The sequence below is a fragment of the Candidatus Pelagibacter sp. genome (genome assembly GCF_052049935.1).
In the GTDB taxonomy this organism is placed as follows: Bacteria; Pseudomonadota; Alphaproteobacteria; order Pelagibacterales; family Pelagibacteraceae; genus Pelagibacter.
Genome location: NZ_JBNGZA010000018.1, coordinates 1 through 18,016 on the forward strand (window position 1 = coordinate 1; position 18,016 = coordinate 18,016).

Genomic DNA, 18,016 nt, shown 5'->3' on the forward strand with positions numbered 1-18,016 from the left:
TATCTGGATTAATAATTTCTCTTTATATTATTTTAATTTACATTATTAATTTTGGAATAAGTTCAGAAGGAAAAATGACTTTATTCTTTGGTAATACTAGGCAACTTGGATTATATATGACTTTTATAATATGTTTTTCAATTGCAGATCAAGTAAATGCTCAAAGAAATTTTTCTAAATTGATATTTCTTTTACCTATTTTTCTATCAATAACTATATTGCTAGGAAATAGAGGGAGTTTAATTTCTCTATTCATAACTTTCCTTTTTTTACTTATAATCTTAAAATTTTTAAGAGAAAAAATTGTAAAAATATTATTTGTATTTCTTTTTTCTTTATTTTTAAGTTTTTTAATAAAAGAATTTTCTTTTTATCTAAGTAAAATAAATTCAAATGACATTATGAACTATAATCATAGTTTTGAAGTTTTAAGGGCAGATAAATTTTCCTTTGATGACAGGATCGAACAATGGAAATATGGATTTGAAATTTTTAAAGAAAATTTATTTTTTGGTTTAGGATCTAATGGATTTGTAATTTCAGCTTTAAATGAGAAACATCAAACAGGCTATCCTATATTTGCTTTTTATTCTCACCCTCATAATCTAATTATCCAATTTTTAGTAGAATGGGGTTCAGTTGGTACATTTCTTTTATTATCATTATTAGGTGGGCTTTTTTACTCTTCAATAAAATGCCTGGTATTTGAAAAAAAAAAAATAATTTTAATACCTGGTTTAAATATAATAGCTTTGTCAATTCATGGTCTTGTTGACGGAAGTTATTATCACCCTATTACATCATTTTATTTAGTATTATCTTTTAGTTTATTGTCGGCTGAGATAATGAAAAAAAATAAATAACTTTTTCATTAAGTTTTATAATTAATAATCTGACATTTATAAAATGATATATCTTTTTCTTTCTCTTCCCTTTTCCACTCATAAAAACCATCTGCAACTGCAACGCATCTATGAAGTTGAATTAATTTTTTAAATGAAACTTTTTCATCTATTGTCTCAAGTCTTGCATTTGTTAAAGCTTTGAAATCTTTTTGTTTAGCCCAACTTGGAACAATGCCCCATTTGAGATTTTCTAAAGTGTTACCATTCTTACACACATATTTTTAATGTAAGTATTTATAAATTAAATTTAAACTGTTTATTTTGTTTGATCTATAACCCATTTTTGAAATACTTTGTGGGTATATGATATTGGAAATGCTGTAATAGCTGGACATTCATAAGAATGATTAGCCTTAATAAATTTAATTTTTATTGCTTAGTAGTTGGCGTCTGTATTTATGTTATTTGTAACATACCATGCTCCATGACTCACCGAATTCCATGAGCAATCAGTTTGTGCATCAGCAGCATTTGAAAAATAAGCACCACCAAAGGTTTTTACTTTATTACACTCATCATTATTAGGAGCTCCATTACAGCTACCATCGCCATAGTGCCATCTACCTTTATCCTTAAAGTACACAATCGAATGAAAACGAGCTTTTGGAATTGGGCAGCCAGAACCATAACCAAAACCACCACTATGTTTATAACAGGTTAAATGTATTTGCCCTGCTTTATGATTTGCTTGACCCTCTGTATCTACAGTAATCGATACTTTGGTTAATCCTAAATCTCCTTTAATAAATGGGTTTTTAAAATGACTAAAGTGTTCTTTGATAGAATGTAAAAAATTTAAACAAGGAGTTTCTCCAGTAATTGTTCTTGCTTCACCTTCATTAGAAGTTGGATCTCCATCCTCATCAATCCAGTTTCCATCTTTATCTTTTTCTTTAATTGCAGATCCTAAACTATTTTCGGCAACTATTTGTTCAAATTCCATTGCTTTAATAACAGTTATCCAATTTTGCTCTAAAACTTTCTTTCTAGTGTTATCCACATAAGTGTCATAACCAACAATTCCTACACCAGCTAATACACCAATAATTGCTACAACAACTAATAGTTCAACAAGTGAAAACCCTTTTTGTAAATTTTTCATGATTAAATATTATCATTTATAGTTGTGCATTTATAAAAGGCAATATCTTTTTCTTTCTCTTTTTCTTGTGCATCAATATTTCTTGTAATCTCATGGATGAACTCACCAGTTTTTTTTGTAAACACAGCTGACTCGGAATATTTCTTCTTTTTATCTAAAGCTCTAATTAAAATAATGTCTTTATTTACAATCTTTAAATCAAGATCAGTTTTATTAATAAATTTTGAAAGATTTTTAACTTTTAAAGAATCTGGTTTTTTCGAGATAAATCTTAAATTTTTAAGATCTTTTCTTTTAATTTGATCTGGTAGTAAGGTTTCGTAATTATATTCAGAATTATTTATAATTACTCTTTCAAATTTACAGTTCATTAAAATATCAACATCAAATTTGATATTGGTATTGCTAGCAATAGCTAAGTTTGAATTAGATAATATAATTATTAATAATATTAAAATTTTCTTCATAAAAAATATTTTAATCTTATATCAATTTCTATTTAAAAAAATTCAATTATTTGATAAGAATCTGGTAGCGCTGATTTAAAACAAATTGCTGGCGCTTAAAAAAATACGCTAAAGCGACATCTCAAAATTTGCCGCTGAAGTTATAAGAAAGGATAAATGTATATGTCTAATAAATTAGTAGATCGTTTAAACAAAGGACCTGTTATTTGTGCTGAAGGTTTTTTATTTGAGATTGAAAGGAGAGGTTATATGGCCTCTGGAGAATTTGTGCCGATGGTATCTTTGGATCATCCACATGTTCTTGAAAATCTTCATAGAGAATTCCAACACGCTGGTTCTGATGTGGTGGAGGCTTTTACTTACAATGGTCACAGAGAAAAAATGAGAGTGATCGGTAAAGAAGAGTTGCTTGAGCCATTAAATAGATCAGCATTAAAAATTGCTAAAAAAGTTGCAATGGATACGCCTGAGGGAATGGCTCCAAACTTAATGGCTGGAAACATTTCAAACTCAAACATTTGGAAAGAAAACGATAAACAAGCTCAGTTAGAAGTTGAGAAAATGTTTTCTGAAATGATTGGTTGGGCAGTTGATGAAGGCGCTGATATGTTAATTGGTGAAACTTTTTATTATGCAGAAGAAGCTTTTAAAGCTTTAGAGATAATGAAAAAGTCAGGTCTTCCAACAGTTCTAACTATTTCTCCAATGGGTGAAAATAAAATGAGGGATGGCATGTCAGTTGTTGATACTTGTAAAGAGTTGGAACAACGTGGTGCTGATGTAGTTGGTCTAAATTGTTTTAGAGGACCAGAAACGATGATGCCTTACTTAAAAGAGGTAAGAGCAGCAGTTAAATGTCATGTAGGTGCGCTTCCAATTCCCTATAGAACAAGTGATGCTCACCCTACTTTTTTTAATCTTCCAGATTATGATAACTGCAAATGTCCTTCTCCTCATGGAAGAACATTTCCAACTGCATTAGATCCAATGTTTTGTAATAGATATGAAATTGGGCAATTTGCAAAAGATGCTTATGATATGAAGATAAATTATCTTGGTGTTTGTTGTGGTGCTAATCCAATGTTGATCAGAGAAACAGCTGAGGCAGTTGGATTAAAAGTTCCTGCAAGTAAATACAGAGAGAATATGGAAAATCATTTTATGTATGGGAAAAATAAAAGAATTCCTAAACACATGACTGATTACGGAAATAAAGCTTAAAAATATTTTATGTTAAGCGTAGCTTTAATTAGTTACGCTTAGCAATTATAATTTCTTTTGATTAATCACAACATCTACTAAGACAGCAATTAATAAGTTTAGCATTGTAATTCCACAAATAATTATAAAACTAAAGAAATAAATCCAAGCCCACCAATATATATCTTGTAAAGGCAACATTACTTGTTCCCAGCTAGATAGTGTTAAAACTTGAAATAAAGTAATCATTGAAACACCTAGATCACTCCAACGTTCTGGAATATCTTCGCTAAATAAAATTGATCCAATAGTTGCGTATATATAGAGAATGATGAATAGAAGAAGTGAAACATAAAACACTCTTTTTACAGAGTTTAGTAAAGCCTCAATTATCTTTTTAAGTTCTGGTATTACTGAAATAATCCTTAAAACTCTGAATACTCTAAGTAATCTTAAAAGTAAAAAGCTAGAATTATTAGGGATTGGAATGAGAGAAATTATTACAATTGTTGAGTCAAATATATTCCATCCACTTTTAAAAAAATCTTTTTTATTAGGTTCGCCAATAAATCTAATAATAATTTCTATAACAAAAAAAACTGTAATTGAATAATCAAGATAGTTTATTAATTTTTTAGTTAAATCACTTAAATCATAAGTGTTAACTCCAATTGTTATTGCATTTAAAATGATAATTGAAATTACAACAAATTGAAAAATTCTACTTTCTTTTATTTTATATAAAGCTCCATTCATATTTATTTAATATTATTGATAATACTTTTTTGCAAAGTTTTACTCATTACTATTGTACCATCTTTATTAGGATGAATGCCATCTTGTTGATTTAACTTTGGATTAAGAGCAATTCCCTCAAGTAAAAATGGAATTAGAGGTAAATTATATTTTTTTGCTAAATTTGGATAAATTGTATCAAAATTATTTTTGTAAGTTTCACCGTGAGTTGTTGGAGCAATCATTCCTGCTATAATTACTTTAATATTTTTATCTTTTGCTATTTGAATGATTTGATCAAGATTTTGTTGTGTTTCATTAGGCTGAATTCCTCTAAGCATATCGTTTGCACCAAGTCCTAAAATCATAAGATCAATTCCAGGCTCTGATAAACTCCACTCCGCTCTATTTAAACCTCCAGAGGATGTGCTACCAGATACACTGCCATTAATAATTTCAATTTCAAAGCCTTGTTGTGTTAAATTATTTTCTAAAACTAATGATAAATGGTGTTCTTTAGGTAAACCGTATCCTGCCATTAAACTATCACCAAATAAAATGACTTTTTCTATTGCAGATACCTTAAAGGTCAGTAAAGAAAGTATCAGTAAATTATAAATAAAAAATTTTTTCATGAGCACACTTCTTAAATTAAAAAAAGTAAATCTCAAATACCAAACAGGTAAAGATAGCATTAATGTGCTCAAAAATATTGATCTTATAACTAAGAAAAAGGAAACAATTTCAATAGTTGGTGAAAGTGGATCAGGAAAAACAAGTTTAATTATGCTTATTGGCGGTCTTGAAAAAGCAACATCAGGTAAAATATTTTTTCAAGATCAGGACATTACTAAATTAAATGAAGATGAGGTATCCGAAATTAGAAAGAAACATATTGGAATTATTTTTCAATCATTTTACTTAATTCCTAATTATACAGCTGTAGAGAATGTAGCTTTAACATTAGAATTAAATAAATTTAATAATCCTGAAAAAGAGGCAAAAAAATTATTAGATAGATTTGGCTTAAGTCATAGATTTAACAATTTACCTAGCCAATTATCTGGTGGGGAACAGCAAAGGGTCGCTATAGCAAGAGCAATTGCTATGAAGCCAGAGTTAATTTTAGCAGATGAACCAACGGGTAACTTGGATACTGAAAACTCATTAATGATTTCAGATATTTTATTTAAATACGTTAAAGAAGAAGGCTCTTCTTTAATCATGGTAACACATGACCCTAAACTTGCTAATAAAGCAAAAAGAAAAATTAAGATTAAAGATGGAAAGATCAAATAATTCATCTGAGTTTAATCTTATTTTTAAGTATGCTTTAAAAGATTTAAGCAGAAATTATAAAAAAATATCTAGTATCATTATTACTCTTTTCATTAGTTTATTTATTCTAAGTGCAATTTTTACAATTGAAGACAGTTTAAAAAAGGAATTAAACGATAATGCTAAAGCTTTATTAGGTGGAGATATTGAAATTGATTATAATCGTAATCAAGGAAATCTTGATTTAGTTAATCAGCTAAAAGATTTTGCAACTGTTTCTCAAATGATTGAGTTTTCTACAATGATCTCAACAATTGATAGAGAAAAAAATAAATCTTTATTTACGAGAATAAAAACAGTTGATGAAAAATATCCTTTATATGGTGAAGTTTTATATGAGCCAGCTGGCGCTTATGAAAGAATGCAAACTGAACCAAATACTATTTTAATTAATGAAAGTTTATCAAAAAATTTAAATCTAAAGATTAATGAGAAAATAAAAGTACAAGATCAGTTATTTACAATTATTGGAATTGTAAAATCAGTTCCTGATGTAAGTGGTTTTGTTGCATTTGGTGATTGGGCATTAGCTGGAAAACAAACTTTAGAAATATTAAAGCTCAATGGTATTGGAAGCTTTTTAAACTATGAATACAAAGTTAAATTTAATGAAGGAGATAATATTGATCAACTTGAAAAAAGAATTGAGACAATCTTTAAAGATGATGAAAAAGTAAAAATTCGTTACCCAGAAAATTCTGCAAGTGGATTAAAGAGAATTATCAATAATTTTTCTCAGTTTTTATCTTTAGTTTCAATTAGTGCTATGTTAATTGCGGGTATTGGAATAGCTAATACTCTTCTTTCATTTATTAACCAAAACAACATGTCCATTGCTGTTAGAAAAGCAGTTGGTTTTTACTCATCAAATATTAAAACTTTATATTATTTTCAATTACTTATTTTATTGTTTGTAATAACTGTTTTTGCTTATGGATTTAGTTTTTTTATAGTACCCATTGTTGACCATTATTTATCAGAAGGTTTAGGATTAAATGTAAAACCTATTTTCTCAATCATAAATTTTGTAAAAATATTTTTAGTTGGATTATTAGTGCTAATTATATTTTCTATCCCAACTATAAGCTCGATTGACCAAGTAAAAGCCTCTAATTTATTTAGAAATGTATTTCAAAATTTGCAATTTTATTATTCAAAAAAGTCAGTTGCTTTAAGTTTTGTGTTATTATCAATTTTGGTACTAATTTTTACAGTTGGTTCAGAAAGACCTTCTTATAGCTTAGGATATTTTGGGGCATTTTTTGTGTGCTTAATAATTTTCTTTCTACTATCTAAATTAATCATTTTCTTTTTGAAAAAACTAAAAGGAAAATCAAATATTTCATTAAAAGTATCAATTAAAAATATTACTCATTCAAAAAGTATTACACCAATTACAATTATGTCTCTTGGTTTAGGTGTTACTTTGTTATTAACTTTAGCTTTAGTTGGAACAAATTTTAAAAGAGAAATCGCAAAATCTATACCTGATATTGCACCTGATTATTTCTTTGTAGGTATTCAAAAAGGTGAAAAAGAAAAATTTGAAAATGGTATTTTAAATATGGATCCAAATGCCAATATTGAAATTGTACCAATGGTTTCTTCAGGAATTTCAAAAATTAATGGCATAAACCCAAGTACTTATATTACTCCAGATAATGATAGTCATTGGGTAATTGAAAGTGAGAGAAGATCATCATGGAAAGATGATGTTCCAGAAGATAATCCGTTAACAGCTGGTGAATGGTGGGATTTATCAAAACCTGATGAACTTCAGATATCTTTAGATGCAAAAGTAGCTAAAGATTTCAATATCAAGCTTGGGGATGTCTTTACTTTAAATATTTATGGAAGAGAAATTGATGGAACAGTAGTTAATTTTAGAGCGGTTGATTATAGAGATCTAAGTATCAATTTTGCAATGTTATTCAATCCTCAATTTGCAAACAACATCCCTCATGAATATTTAGCTACAGCTAAATTTAATGATGTAAATAAATTTGATGAAACAAACATGCTTGAGGTTTTGCCTAGTTTGTCCATGATTAAAATTGCAGATTACTTAAATAAAGTAACCGCAGTATTAAATAAGGTATTTATTGCTGTAACATTGATATCTTCTGTAACAATTGTAATTGGGCTTATAGTCATCTCAAGTGCAATCATGGTGCAAGGAAAAGTAAAAGAATATCAAAACTTAGTATTTAAAATTTTAGGTTTTTCAAAGAAGGAAGTGGTGCTCTCATCATTAATTGAATTTTTAATTATATTTAAGTCAGTAATATTAATAGCTATATTTTTTGCAGTCATAGGCTCAAAATTTATAATGGAAAAAATATTTGAACTTGTTTGGCAATTTGATTTTAAAGTTTTGATTTATCTTGGTTTTTCAATTGGATCAGTAACATTATTACTAATTCTTCTTACAAACTTAAAATATTTAAGTCCTAAAGTTTACCCAATGATAAGAAATCAATAGTTATTTAAACTTTTGAACTTTTTTATCTAAGCCCATCAAATTAAAATCAACTTTTAATTTTGGAAATTTTTTCTTTAAAATTTTTTTTAATGATTGAAAGGAAGTTTTGTGAATGTGATTTTCATTTGCTAAAGAAAATTCTTTTTTACCATTAGCAATTTTTGCTGCTCCGCAATCTCTATGATTAATCACAATCAATTTTTCAATTTTATGAAGCTCAATGGATGTTGCTAAATTTTCAATAAAAGCTGTATGCCATCTTTTAAATTTATTATGAGTAACCCCTACTGCAGCACCAGCAATAGTGAAAGCACTATATTTTCCTTTTAAACCTTTTTTATTTAAATAATTAAAAACTAATGACTGAAACCTTGGATCCATACAAGATAGTACCATTGCTTTAAATTTTTTACTCATATGTAAGTAATTTATACATATTTAAACAATTTATTTAATATTAATTTAATAATTAATGATTAAAATCTAACTATGGAAAAATTAAAAAACTGGATGATTGATAGTGCTAACATCTTATTTGATGATAGCAAAAATGATTTAAGATCTTTACCAAGATCAGTTAGATTGCAAATATTATTAGTTTTAAGTTTTATTTGGACAACAGTTTTTAGTCTTTATATCTTTTCATACACAACTTTTGCTTTTGGATGGGCAGGATTATTTATTGCACACATTGGTTTAATATTTGCAGTTTATATGACTTTCAAACAGTTTCATCGTGCTGAAGCTCAATCAGCTAGTGTTTTCAAAGCTAAAAATTATGATCCATTTAAGATAATGATCATTGTTTTTGTAATTGTCTTTATATTTGTATTTTCAAAAGGAATTGAGGTTTTAAACAACACTAATTCATATACAATTAAATATGATGGTCCTGATAAAACAGCAGAAGAAAAATGGTTACCATTTACAAAAAAGAAAAAAGATAAATGAAAGATTTAATTAAAAACTTACAGCTTGGATTATTAGTAGTTATTTTGATTAGTACTGTAATTGCAGTATTTCTAGAAATTTCTAATATGTATCAATTAAAAGATATTACTCTTGCTGACTTATTATTGATGTTTCTTTATTTAGAAGTTTTAGCAATGGTAAGAGTATTTTGGGAACAGCAATCAATAAGTATTACTTTACCTTTATTAATTGCAATAACAGCTTTATCTAGATTTATCATTCTTCAAGGAAAAGAAATGGATCCTTCATCATTAATGTACGAGGCGGGAGCAATCTTATTAATAGCTATTGCAATAGTAGTAATGAGATTTAGACATAGTTCTAAACTAGGATTAAATAAAAAAAAATAATTACTTAGCTTGAAGCTATTTTCTTTTTTGGATCATAAAAAGGTTTTTCAACAACAGTAGTTTTAAAATTCTTATCTCCAATTTTTACATCAAGTTCTGTACCAATTTCTGAATATTCTATATTAACCATAGCTAATGCAATGTTTTTTTTTAATCTTGGTGAATAAACAGCTGAGGTAACTTTACCAATCTGTTTATTATCTTTAAATATTTTCCAAAAAGTAGTGTTAGGTCCTTTTAAAGGTTCACATTCAATTATAAGTCCTACTTGTTTTCTTTTAATTCCTTCTTCCTTAATTTTTCTTAAGGCTGCTTTACCAATATAATTAACGTCCGTATCAAAACTTACTAATCGATCTAATCCAACCTCAAATGGATTAGTATAAATATCTGCATCAGCATGATAAGAAAGCATTGCGCCTTCTATTCTTCTAATTGAAGACGTGTGGCCAGGTTTTAAATTATAATTTTTTCCAGCTGCCATAATTTTTTCCCACAAATCATCTCCTTTAGAACCATCTCTTAAATAAATTTCATATCCAAGTTCACTTGACCAACCAGTTCTAGATACAATCAAAGGTATTCCATCTAAATCATATTCTCTTAACCAATAATATTTTAAATCATTAATATTATCACCAAATAACGTTTGTATTATTTTGCCGGATTTAGGTCCTTGAAGCTGTAAAGGAGAGACATCAGGTTCAGAAATTTTAACATCCAATCCTGAATTAACAGCAACACCTTGTGCCCATAACAAAATATCGCTATCTCCTAAAGATAACCAAAAATGATTTTCTGCCAATCTCAAAAGTACGGGATCATTTAAAATTCCACCCTCATGATTAGTAATTAGAACATATTTACATTGTCCAACAGATAATTTTGTAAGATCTCTTGGTGTAAGTAATTGAATAAATTTGAATGAATCCGGACCAGTTATCTCCACTTGTCTTTCAACTGCAACATCACATAAAATTGCATCATTAATTAAATTCCAAAAATTTTCTTCAGGACTACCAAAATCTCTCGGAATATACATGTGATTGTATACCGAAAAATCTTTTGCACCCCATCTGACAGTTGCATCAAAATATGGTGATTTTCTAATCTGTGTTCCAAAACCAAATTCTTTTTTTGTCATTAGTGTTTTTAGAAGATTTAAATGAAACTTAAAAGAAATTAATATTTAATTAACAAAAATATCAAAATCACTATCTGAATTAAGTTAATAATAACGCTCAATCCATGTAAATATTTGAATTTATTATCTTGATTGGTATCTCTAAATTTGTTGATCAAAGGCATTAAGATAAAATTTGAAATGGCAAAAAGTATTCCAACAATAAGTATCAGATAAAATTCTAAATCAATTAATCCTAAATAAATATAGTTAATGATAGCAATTAAACATAAGCCTAAATTTACTGAGTAATAATATGGAAAGATATTCCTTATAAAAACTCTGGCATTTTTCTCATCTAAAGATTTAAAAATTACAGGAGCAATAACAAATGAAAAGAATAACATTATTCCAAGTATTCCAGCTGATAGATAAGTACTAATCTGTTCCATTATCTTCTGCTTGAAAGACTTGCGTGTTTAATTAATATTTGATCAGCAATAATTTTAGCATCTCTTGATTTTTTAACATTCCAAATTTTATCTTTTGCAATTTTTGTACTGACTTTATTATCTACAATTGGCAATGGATAATCTTTTCCTAATTCTAAATTTATACTTTTTTGATCAATATATGTAAGCTTCCATGGTTCATGAATTAGTTTACCTTGTACTTCTTTTAATTCTGGAACCCATTTCTTAATAAATTCTCCTGTTGGATCTTGATCAATTGATTGCTTAATGGGATTGTAAATTCTTATTGAATTTATACCGGTTGTTCCTGATTGCATTTGGAATTGTGAATAATGAATACCTGGTTCATAATCGGTAAATACTTTTGCCAAATGTTTTGAAGTTTTTTTCCAATCTAACCATAACTGATATGAAGCAAATGATACTAACATTGCTCTCATTCTAAAATTTATCCAGCCTGTTTTATTAAGATATCTCATGCATGCATCAATAAATGGATAACCTGTATATCCAGCTTTCCAAGCTTTATAAAAATTTTCATTAAAATCATTTTCTCTTAAACCGTCATAAGCAGAATTAAGATTTTTATATTCTAATTCAGGTTCATCATATAATTTTTGTATAAAATGACAGTGCCAAGCAAGTCTACTTTTAAATGCTACTAAAGATCTTTTGCCTTTGTAAGAAAGATCCTCTTTTAATTTTTCAAATGTTTTTTGATAAATTTCTCTTAAAGATAATGTTCCATAAGTGATATGAGGGCTTAATCTTGAGCATGAAATTTCACCTGTAATTGGAGATGACATTTCTTTTTGATAATTTTCTGATCTGGAATTAAGAAATGTTGTTAATAAATCTATAGCATTAGACCTTCCGCCTTTTTGAATAAAATCAGTATTTATTTCATTCGTTTTAACCGATGAATATTCAATACCATTATCATCTGATAAAAAATTACATTTGATTTCTTTTTCAATAATTTTAGAACTGATAAATGAATTCCAATTATTGGCCCATTGATATCTTTGCCGATGATTTAACTGAACACCAAATTGATTTGTATAATTCCAGTCAATATTTTTACTATTAAAAAATTCTAAACATTTTTTATCTAAATCATTTATGTATTTATTTTTGAATATGATATTAGAATAAACTTCATTGATCTTAAATTTATCAGTTAAGTGTTTTAAAATTTCTAAAGTATCTCCATAGTAAATATTTATTTTATTATTAAACTTTTCTTTAAAAGTTTTATTCAATTCTCCTAATGAATCTTTAATAAATTTTAAATGAAATGAGCTTGAAGTATCTAAAAGATAATAATCTTTGTCAAATATGTATATCGGTAAAACATCACCATTAGAACAAGCTTCTTGAAAAGCTTGATTATCATTAATTCTTAAATCATTTCTGAACCAGAATATTTTTCTCATTAGATTAATTGCTAAATAAATACCCACTAACAATTGATGCTAGTGCACCTATGTGAACAACCATAATTGCTTTATCTTTCCACATAACTCCTACAGCAAACCAAAGAAAAATTCCTACAACAAAGAACCCAACATTAATTGGATAAAGACCTAAACCTGTAAGACCATATCCAATTAGTTGGATAACTGTAGCAATCCATTTTACGATATCTACAGTTTTAATGTTTTTTAACAATTAAAACTTTTTAAGTGTAACAACACCATCTGCAGCTGTTCTTACTTGTTCATCAACTTTTACAATTTTACCAGTTGTAAAACCAACACCTTCAACAACATTTTTAAAATCAGCTTCTGTTAAATTAGTTGTGCCCTCAAAACTTACTACAGCAACATTCTCTGGCCAAGAAACATCAACAGTTGCCTTAGTTCCAGCTTTTTCAGTTAATGCAGCTTCAACTTTTTTCTGACATTCGATACAAACCATACCATTAACAACTCCTATTAATGCTTGTTCAGCTTTTGCAATAGTTTGGATAGAAATGAATGTTACAAATAATAATACAATTTTTAATAATGATTTCATAAATACTCCTTAATTCTTGGATCTTATAGTGCATTCAAAAAAAATTTAAATAAATTAATTTAAATGAAATAATTTTCTTCCAAGAGGACTTATGGGTTCTTGGGGTATTAGAGATTTACCCAGTTTTTGCTTAGTTATTTTAAGTAACTTTTTTGCTAAACCTTTTTTTCTAAAAATAGGATTTACAAATATATATTCAATCTCACCACTATTGTCATATCTAATAAAACCTAAAGTAGTGTTTTGATTCTTAAAGGTAATAACACCATCTGTTTCAATTATATCGTAGTTTAAGTTTAACATGGCGGATATGTGATAAGGAATATTGTTATTTAAAGAGACAAAAGGTCTTATCTATTTTGAATTACTTTTTTTCCATCATGAAAAGCATGATAAACAAACGCGAAAGTATAATCGTAAACAATATCTTGTAATATTCCATCGACCTCTTTTTGAACTCTGACAAAACCTAAATCTCTGCCCTCTTTAATTTTATCTTCTTCAAGTGCTGAATTAAGACCATCTGACCAAGTAATAATAATCCCATTTTGTTTAATAATCTTTTCTCTTTGAATTAGTGATAATGAATAAGCAATATCTTCAACAACAATTACATAATCCATTGGATTTATGTCTTTAGGTAAGCCACCACTATAAAGAAATGGAAACCCCGACTTATCATAACCTACATATGGATTGTCCCCATATCTTCTAGCTGCGTTACCTTTTAATATCTTAATCTCGTATCCATTTTTTTTAGCAATATCTAAAGCTTTCTTAAAAGAGACAATTAAAGCTGGTATTTTTTCTAATTTTTTACCAGCTAATTCACCGACAATTCCTTCACCGGTAAATTGTTGCCACCATGTTTCAGTTTGTCTGTCATACATTATTAAATCTGATTTTCTCAATCTTCCAGATGTACCAAAATCTAAAATCTTATCCTCAAATCTGCGATCAAACACTATTGAAGCGTTACATAATGGACAATATGTGACAGAAACTGGTACTCCACCAACTTCATCATTAACTATTTCGTGCCAAGTTAAAATTCTAATTGGATATATTTTAGCATCATTATTTATCTCTAAATAGATGACAGGTTCATTTGGACCCATGCTAATATCCATTTTCTTAAACTTAGGATTATCAATTGGAGGTATTCCGTCTCTAGGTGGGCCTCCTGAAATTATCTCATCTAAAAAGATAGTTTTATTTTGAAAGTCATTCTTTGGAAACTCAGATTTTGTTTTTTTTAAATCAAATGCAAATGAGAAACTATTATTAAAAAGTAACAAAATAACTAAGATAATTTTTTTCATTTATCTTAGTAATATAACAAAGCTAAAATAATTCCTAAAACTAATAAAAAAATAATTACAGCTATATAATTAATCTTAACGTTAAATTTTTTATAGATAAATTCATTTATTTTTTCCCAAAATAAAACAATGAGAAAAACTATTACAGCTGGAATTATAAATTTAATCATTATCGTTTACGTATATTGATACACCTCTTGTATTTATATCTACATCAAATTTTTTATGCAACGGTGGAAAAGCTCTTTGAGAACAATCTAATCTATCACATGTTCTACAAGATACTCCTATTGGTATTTCAGTTGATTTGTCATTAACATTTGCATTTTCTGTATAAACAAAATCTTTTGCATACTTTGCATCACAGCCTAAACCTATTGATAAAATACTTCTTGCCTGACCAAATCTTCCAACACCCTTTTCTACTGTTCTTGCAATACAAACATATTTTTCTCCATTAGTCATTTTACTTACAGCTGCTTGAATTACACCAGGTCTTGTAAAAGCTGAATACACATTCCATCTTGGACAAGCACCACCATATCTTGGAATTTCAATTCCTGATAATGAAAATCTCTTTGAAATATTTCCTGCCATATCAACTCTTAACATATGAAATGGAATGCCTGGTAACTTTGGATCTTGCAAACAAGTTACTCTATGCGCTACTTGTTCAAAAGAAGTTGCAAAAGTATTTTGTAATAACTCTAAATCATATTTTAACTTTTTACATTCTGCATGAAACAATTTGTAAGGCATTAAAATTGCAGCACCACTGTAATTTAATAAAGCTACTTTTGATAATCTCTTAGATTCTTCACTTGGAAATTTAAATCTTGCTAAATACTCATCAATTTCTTTACTAGCGCCCTCTTGAGCTATTTGAGCTGCTGCATGTAATTTTTTAGTTTCTAATGAACTATAATCACTTAGTAATAATTCTTTTTTATTTTTTAAATAAATTTTTGAAAAAGGTTTATCTTCGGTTGGTATTACATCTTTAACTGTGATTGAATATTCTTTTTTTAAATAATCACATAAAGCTATATATCTAGTCCTATTATTTTTTTGAACTTTAGCAAAAACTTTGTTTGCAAATTCTTCTAATTTTGGAAAATAATTTTTATTATCCTGAATAAAATCTGAAATAACCTCTCCTGGAAAAGAGTTTTTTCTATTATCTACAATTTTTCCAGATATCTTTTCTATTTTATTAATTAATTCATGATCTTTCTTTTTTAAAATATCTCCAAGTCTAACTATTGCTTTTCCAATTTTTGGATTTGTGCTTACTAAATCTTTTACTTCTGGTCCTAAAATATCTAAATCTTCAAAAAGACTGTCATCTAAAATTTCTGAAACTGTGTTTTGTAGATTAACATCTGCTTTAGATGTGAGGTCGGATAATTGAATGTTAAGAATCTCACATACTTTTAATAGTAAATCCCCATCAATTTTTCTTTTTCCGCTTTCAATTAAATTTAAATAACTTGGAGAAATATCTAAATCTTCAGCTAATTTGTTAGCTTGTAATCCCATTTGTCTTCTAAAAGACTTGATTTTTGGTCCTATTTTTAAATCAAATTGACTCATTTTTACTATTTGTAAATTTTGTAAATTTATTTTTACAAAATTTTTTGCTGATTTACAAGGGTTTTTGTTGATTTATCTTTAATTTGTAAATTTTGTAAATTATAAGGTTTATATGAGCACAAAATTAAATAACACTGAAAATACGAACCAAATCGTTAAAGCAGAAGAACATACTCATCACCAAAACAAAGGTATCTACATGAGAGATGATCATTGCGATTGGGGTTCAAGTGGAATTAACGACCTTACTAGCAAAGACCAAGAAGCTAAGTAATCGTAACCCCCTTTAAGTAATTTTCAAAAACAAATTTTTTAACAACTAACAGATAGGATAGCCCTAATGAGTGCAGAGAATGTATCATATGATCTAAAAAGATTTGCCGGTATACAAAGAGATTATTCACCTGAGGAGGTTGAGAGATTAAGAGGTTCAATTAAAATTGAATACTCAATGTGTAAACACCAATCTCAAAAATTATGGAATTTATTAAATTCTGAACCTTATGTTAATACTCTAGGATCTTTATCTGGAAATCATGCAGTTCAGCATGCAAAAGCAGGATTAAAAGCAATTTATTTAAGTGGATGGCAAGTAGCTGCAGATGCAAATAGTGCTGGTGAAATGTATCCTGATCAATCTCTATATCCCTATGACAGTGCTCCAAAATTAGTCGAGTCCATGAATAATGCTCTTATTAGAGCAGATCAAATCCAACATATGGAAATTCAAGATGGTGACATGAAAAAAGAAAATAAAGTTGATTATATGTTACCAATTATTGCTGATGGCGAAGCAGGATTTGGTGGTCCATTAAATGTTTTTGAACTTGCTAAAAAATTTATCAAAGCAGGTGCTGCTGGAGTTCACTTTGAAGATCAGTTAGCTAGTGAGAAAAAATGTGGTCACATGGGTGGTAAAGTATTAGTTCCAACAGGAACAATGGTTAAAAACTTAAAAGCTGCAAGATTAGCTGCTGACATTGCTGATGTACCGTTGATCATATTAGCAAGAACAGATGCAAATGCTGCAAAACTAATCACTAATGATCATGATGAAAATGACAAACCTTTCTTAACAGGAGAAAGATCTCCAGAAGGATTTTATTATGTAAAACATGGTATTGATCAAGCTATATCAAGAGGACTTGCTTATGCACCGTATGCAGATTTAATATGGTGTGAAACAGCAACTCCTAATCTTGAAGAAGCTAAAAAATTTGCAGATGCAATTCATGCAAAATATCCTGGAAAATTATTAGCATATAATTGCTCTCCATCATTTAATTGGAAGAAACATTTATCTGATGCAGAGATTGCTACATTCCAACAAGAAATTGGAAAAATGGGATACAAATTCCAATTTATTACTCTTGCAGGATTTCATACTCAAAATATTGCAATATTTGAACTAGCAGAAAAATATAAAACGGAAGGTATGACTGCTTACTCTAGAATACAACAACAGGAATTTGCTAGAGAAAAAGATGGTTACACAAGTGTTAAACATCAAAGAGAAGTTGGTACATCATATTTTGATGCAGTTTCAAACACAATCAGTAGCGGACAAAGTTCAACAACAGCAATGTCAGGTTCTACTGAAGAAGAACAATTTTAAAAACTAAACTTTCCCCTTTCTAAGTTTTTAAGGCCCACTTTAATATTAAAGTGGGCCTTTTTTTATGTATTAATAAAAAGAAATGCAATAAATCTTAAATTAATGAAATTTTTAGAATTATTAAAAAATAATAAATTAAATTTTTTATTAATATACTTAATTTATTTTATACTACTTTTTACTCTCTGGATAAAAAGAGAATTCGGAGGGCATATTCATTACGTAGAAATTATATTTAATTTTTATATTAATTATGAAGGAATTAAAGACTCACCCTCATCTCTTAAAAATAATTTTTTTCTTTATGTTTTAAATTTATC

General features: G+C 27.9%; 24 protein-coding genes. 9 read left to right on the forward strand and 15 right to left on the reverse strand.

Annotated elements, in window-relative coordinates:
- A partial coding sequence (locus ACTT90_RS06810) for an O-antigen ligase family protein (RefSeq protein WP_440938021.1) occupies positions 1 to 863 on the forward strand: 863 nt, incomplete at its 5' end.
- A gap of 8 nt (positions 864 to 871) precedes the next feature.
- Here ACTT90_RS06810 and ACTT90_RS06815 read toward each other — a convergent pair.
- From ACTT90_RS06815 to ACTT90_RS06830, 4 genes are read right to left on the reverse strand one after another with little or no spacing between them, the layout of a single operon-like run.
- Positions 872 to 1,120, reverse strand: a complete 249-nt coding sequence (locus ACTT90_RS06815) for an SOS response-associated peptidase family protein (RefSeq protein ID WP_440938022.1) — start codon at positions 1,118 to 1,120, stop codon at positions 872 to 874.
- A 41-nt stretch (positions 1,121 to 1,161) separates the two neighbouring features.
- Positions 1,162 to 1,278: a divalent cation tolerance protein CutA gene (gene cutA / locus ACTT90_RS06820; protein ID WP_440938040.1), complete on the reverse strand. Its 117-nt coding sequence runs from the start codon at positions 1,276 to 1,278 to the stop codon at positions 1,162 to 1,164.
- A gap of 3 nt (positions 1,279 to 1,281) precedes the next feature.
- Entirely contained in the window at positions 1,282 to 2,007 is a 726-nt protein-coding gene (locus ACTT90_RS06825; RefSeq protein ID WP_440938023.1) for a pilin, read from the reverse strand.
- A gap of 2 nt (positions 2,008 to 2,009) precedes the next feature.
- Complete coding sequence (locus ACTT90_RS06830; protein WP_440938024.1) at positions 2,010 to 2,474, reverse strand: hypothetical protein; 465 nt, start codon at positions 2,472 to 2,474, stop codon at positions 2,010 to 2,012.
- A gap of 162 nt (positions 2,475 to 2,636) precedes the next feature.
- Between ACTT90_RS06830 and ACTT90_RS06835 the strand changes: the two genes are divergently transcribed.
- Positions 2,637 to 3,695 (forward strand): homocysteine S-methyltransferase family protein, encoded by a 1,059-nt coding sequence (locus tag ACTT90_RS06835; RefSeq protein WP_440938025.1) that lies wholly within the window; start codon positions 2,637 to 2,639, stop codon positions 3,693 to 3,695.
- A 45-nt stretch (positions 3,696 to 3,740) separates the two neighbouring features.
- Here ACTT90_RS06835 and ACTT90_RS06840 read toward each other — a convergent pair whose 3' ends face one another.
- Both ACTT90_RS06840 and ACTT90_RS06845 read right to left on the reverse strand, forming a co-directional pair.
- Positions 3,741 to 4,430, reverse strand: a complete 690-nt coding sequence (locus ACTT90_RS06840) for an ion transporter (protein WP_440938026.1) — start codon at positions 4,428 to 4,430, stop codon at positions 3,741 to 3,743.
- Between the two features lie 2 nt (positions 4,431 to 4,432).
- Positions 4,433 to 5,044 carry an arylesterase gene (locus ACTT90_RS06845; RefSeq protein WP_440938027.1) on the reverse strand — a complete coding sequence of 204 codons (612 nt, stop codon included), beginning with the start codon at positions 5,042 to 5,044 and terminating at the stop codon, positions 4,433 to 4,435.
- Here ACTT90_RS06845 and ACTT90_RS06850 point away from each other — a divergent pair.
- Together ACTT90_RS06850 and ACTT90_RS06855 are read left to right on the forward strand one after the other, a co-directional pair.
- Positions 5,043 to 5,708 (forward strand): ABC transporter ATP-binding protein, encoded by a 666-nt coding sequence (locus tag ACTT90_RS06850; protein ID WP_440938028.1) that lies wholly within the window; start codon positions 5,043 to 5,045, stop codon positions 5,706 to 5,708. The genes ACTT90_RS06845 and ACTT90_RS06850 overlap by 2 nt on opposite strands.
- Positions 5,692 to 8,229 (forward strand): ABC transporter permease, encoded by a 2,538-nt coding sequence (locus tag ACTT90_RS06855; protein ID WP_440938029.1) that lies wholly within the window; start codon positions 5,692 to 5,694, stop codon positions 8,227 to 8,229. Before ACTT90_RS06850 ends, ACTT90_RS06855 begins: the two co-directional genes overlap by 17 nt.
- Here the strand turns inward: ACTT90_RS06855 and ACTT90_RS06860 are convergent, their stop codons facing one another.
- Positions 8,230 to 8,646 carry a carbonic anhydrase gene (locus ACTT90_RS06860; protein WP_440909344.1) on the reverse strand — a complete coding sequence of 139 codons (417 nt, stop codon included), beginning with the start codon at positions 8,644 to 8,646 and terminating at the stop codon, positions 8,230 to 8,232.
- 72 nt (positions 8,647 to 8,718) lie between these two features.
- Between ACTT90_RS06860 and ACTT90_RS06865 the strand changes: the two genes are divergently transcribed.
- Positions 8,719 to 9,180 (forward strand): UbiA family prenyltransferase, encoded by a 462-nt coding sequence (locus ACTT90_RS06865; RefSeq protein ID WP_440909343.1) that lies wholly within the window; start codon positions 8,719 to 8,721, stop codon positions 9,178 to 9,180.
- Positions 9,177 to 9,551, forward strand: a complete 375-nt coding sequence (locus ACTT90_RS06870; RefSeq protein WP_440909342.1) for a phosphate-starvation-inducible protein PsiE — start codon at positions 9,177 to 9,179, stop codon at positions 9,549 to 9,551. The genes ACTT90_RS06865 and ACTT90_RS06870 overlap by 4 nt, the downstream gene beginning before the upstream one ends.
- A 4-nt stretch (positions 9,552 to 9,555) precedes the next feature.
- On the opposite strand, the gene ACTT90_RS06875 is transcribed toward ACTT90_RS06870, so the two are convergent.
- From ACTT90_RS06875 to ACTT90_RS06910, 8 genes are all read right to left on the reverse strand, one after another.
- Complete coding sequence (locus ACTT90_RS06875; RefSeq protein WP_440938030.1) at positions 9,556 to 10,695, reverse strand: glycine cleavage T C-terminal barrel domain-containing protein; 1,140 nt, start codon at positions 10,693 to 10,695, stop codon at positions 9,556 to 9,558.
- Between the two features lie 38 nt (positions 10,696 to 10,733).
- Positions 10,734 to 11,126 carry a DUF4149 domain-containing protein gene (locus ACTT90_RS06880; RefSeq protein ID WP_440938031.1) on the reverse strand — a complete coding sequence of 131 codons (393 nt, stop codon included), beginning with the start codon at positions 11,124 to 11,126 and terminating at the stop codon, positions 10,734 to 10,736.
- On the reverse strand, positions 11,126 to 12,583 hold the full coding sequence (locus tag ACTT90_RS06885) for a deoxyribodipyrimidine photo-lyase/cryptochrome family protein (protein ID WP_440938032.1): 1,458 nt from the start codon (positions 12,581 to 12,583) through the stop codon (positions 11,126 to 11,128). Before ACTT90_RS06885 ends, ACTT90_RS06880 begins: the two co-directional genes overlap by 1 nt.
- A 4-nt stretch (positions 12,584 to 12,587) precedes the next feature.
- Positions 12,588 to 12,818, reverse strand: a complete 231-nt coding sequence (locus tag ACTT90_RS06890; RefSeq protein WP_440909338.1) for a DUF6552 family protein — start codon at positions 12,816 to 12,818, stop codon at positions 12,588 to 12,590.
- Positions 12,819 to 13,166 carry a heavy-metal-associated domain-containing protein gene (locus ACTT90_RS06895; protein ID WP_440938033.1) on the reverse strand — a complete coding sequence of 116 codons (348 nt, stop codon included), beginning with the start codon at positions 13,164 to 13,166 and terminating at the stop codon, positions 12,819 to 12,821.
- 54 nt (positions 13,167 to 13,220) lie between these two features.
- Positions 13,221 to 13,469, reverse strand: a complete 249-nt coding sequence (locus ACTT90_RS06900; RefSeq protein WP_440938034.1) for a GNAT family N-acetyltransferase — start codon at positions 13,467 to 13,469, stop codon at positions 13,221 to 13,223.
- Positions 13,470 to 13,516: 47 nt separating this feature from the next.
- Positions 13,517 to 14,488: a DUF3179 domain-containing protein gene (locus ACTT90_RS06905; RefSeq protein ID WP_440938035.1), complete on the reverse strand. Its 972-nt coding sequence runs from the start codon at positions 14,486 to 14,488 to the stop codon at positions 13,517 to 13,519.
- Positions 14,489 to 14,650: 162 nt separating this feature from the next.
- On the reverse strand, positions 14,651 to 16,081 hold the full coding sequence (locus tag ACTT90_RS06910) for a helix-turn-helix domain-containing protein (protein ID WP_440938036.1): 1,431 nt from the start codon (positions 16,079 to 16,081) through the stop codon (positions 14,651 to 14,653).
- Between the two features lie 112 nt (positions 16,082 to 16,193).
- On the opposite strand from ACTT90_RS06910, the gene ACTT90_RS06915 reads away from it, so the two are divergent.
- From ACTT90_RS06915 to ACTT90_RS06925, 3 genes are all read left to right on the forward strand, one after another.
- Positions 16,194 to 16,355, forward strand: coding sequence for a hypothetical protein (locus ACTT90_RS06915; protein WP_440938037.1), 162 nt, complete (start codon positions 16,194 to 16,196; stop codon positions 16,353 to 16,355).
- Between the two features lie 66 nt (positions 16,356 to 16,421).
- Positions 16,422 to 17,696: an isocitrate lyase gene (aceA, locus tag ACTT90_RS06920; RefSeq protein WP_440938038.1), complete on the forward strand. Its 1,275-nt coding sequence runs from the start codon at positions 16,422 to 16,424 to the stop codon at positions 17,694 to 17,696.
- Between the two features lie 102 nt (positions 17,697 to 17,798).
- A partial coding sequence (locus tag ACTT90_RS06925) for a hypothetical protein (RefSeq protein WP_440938039.1) occupies positions 17,799 to 18,016 on the forward strand: 218 nt, incomplete at its 3' end.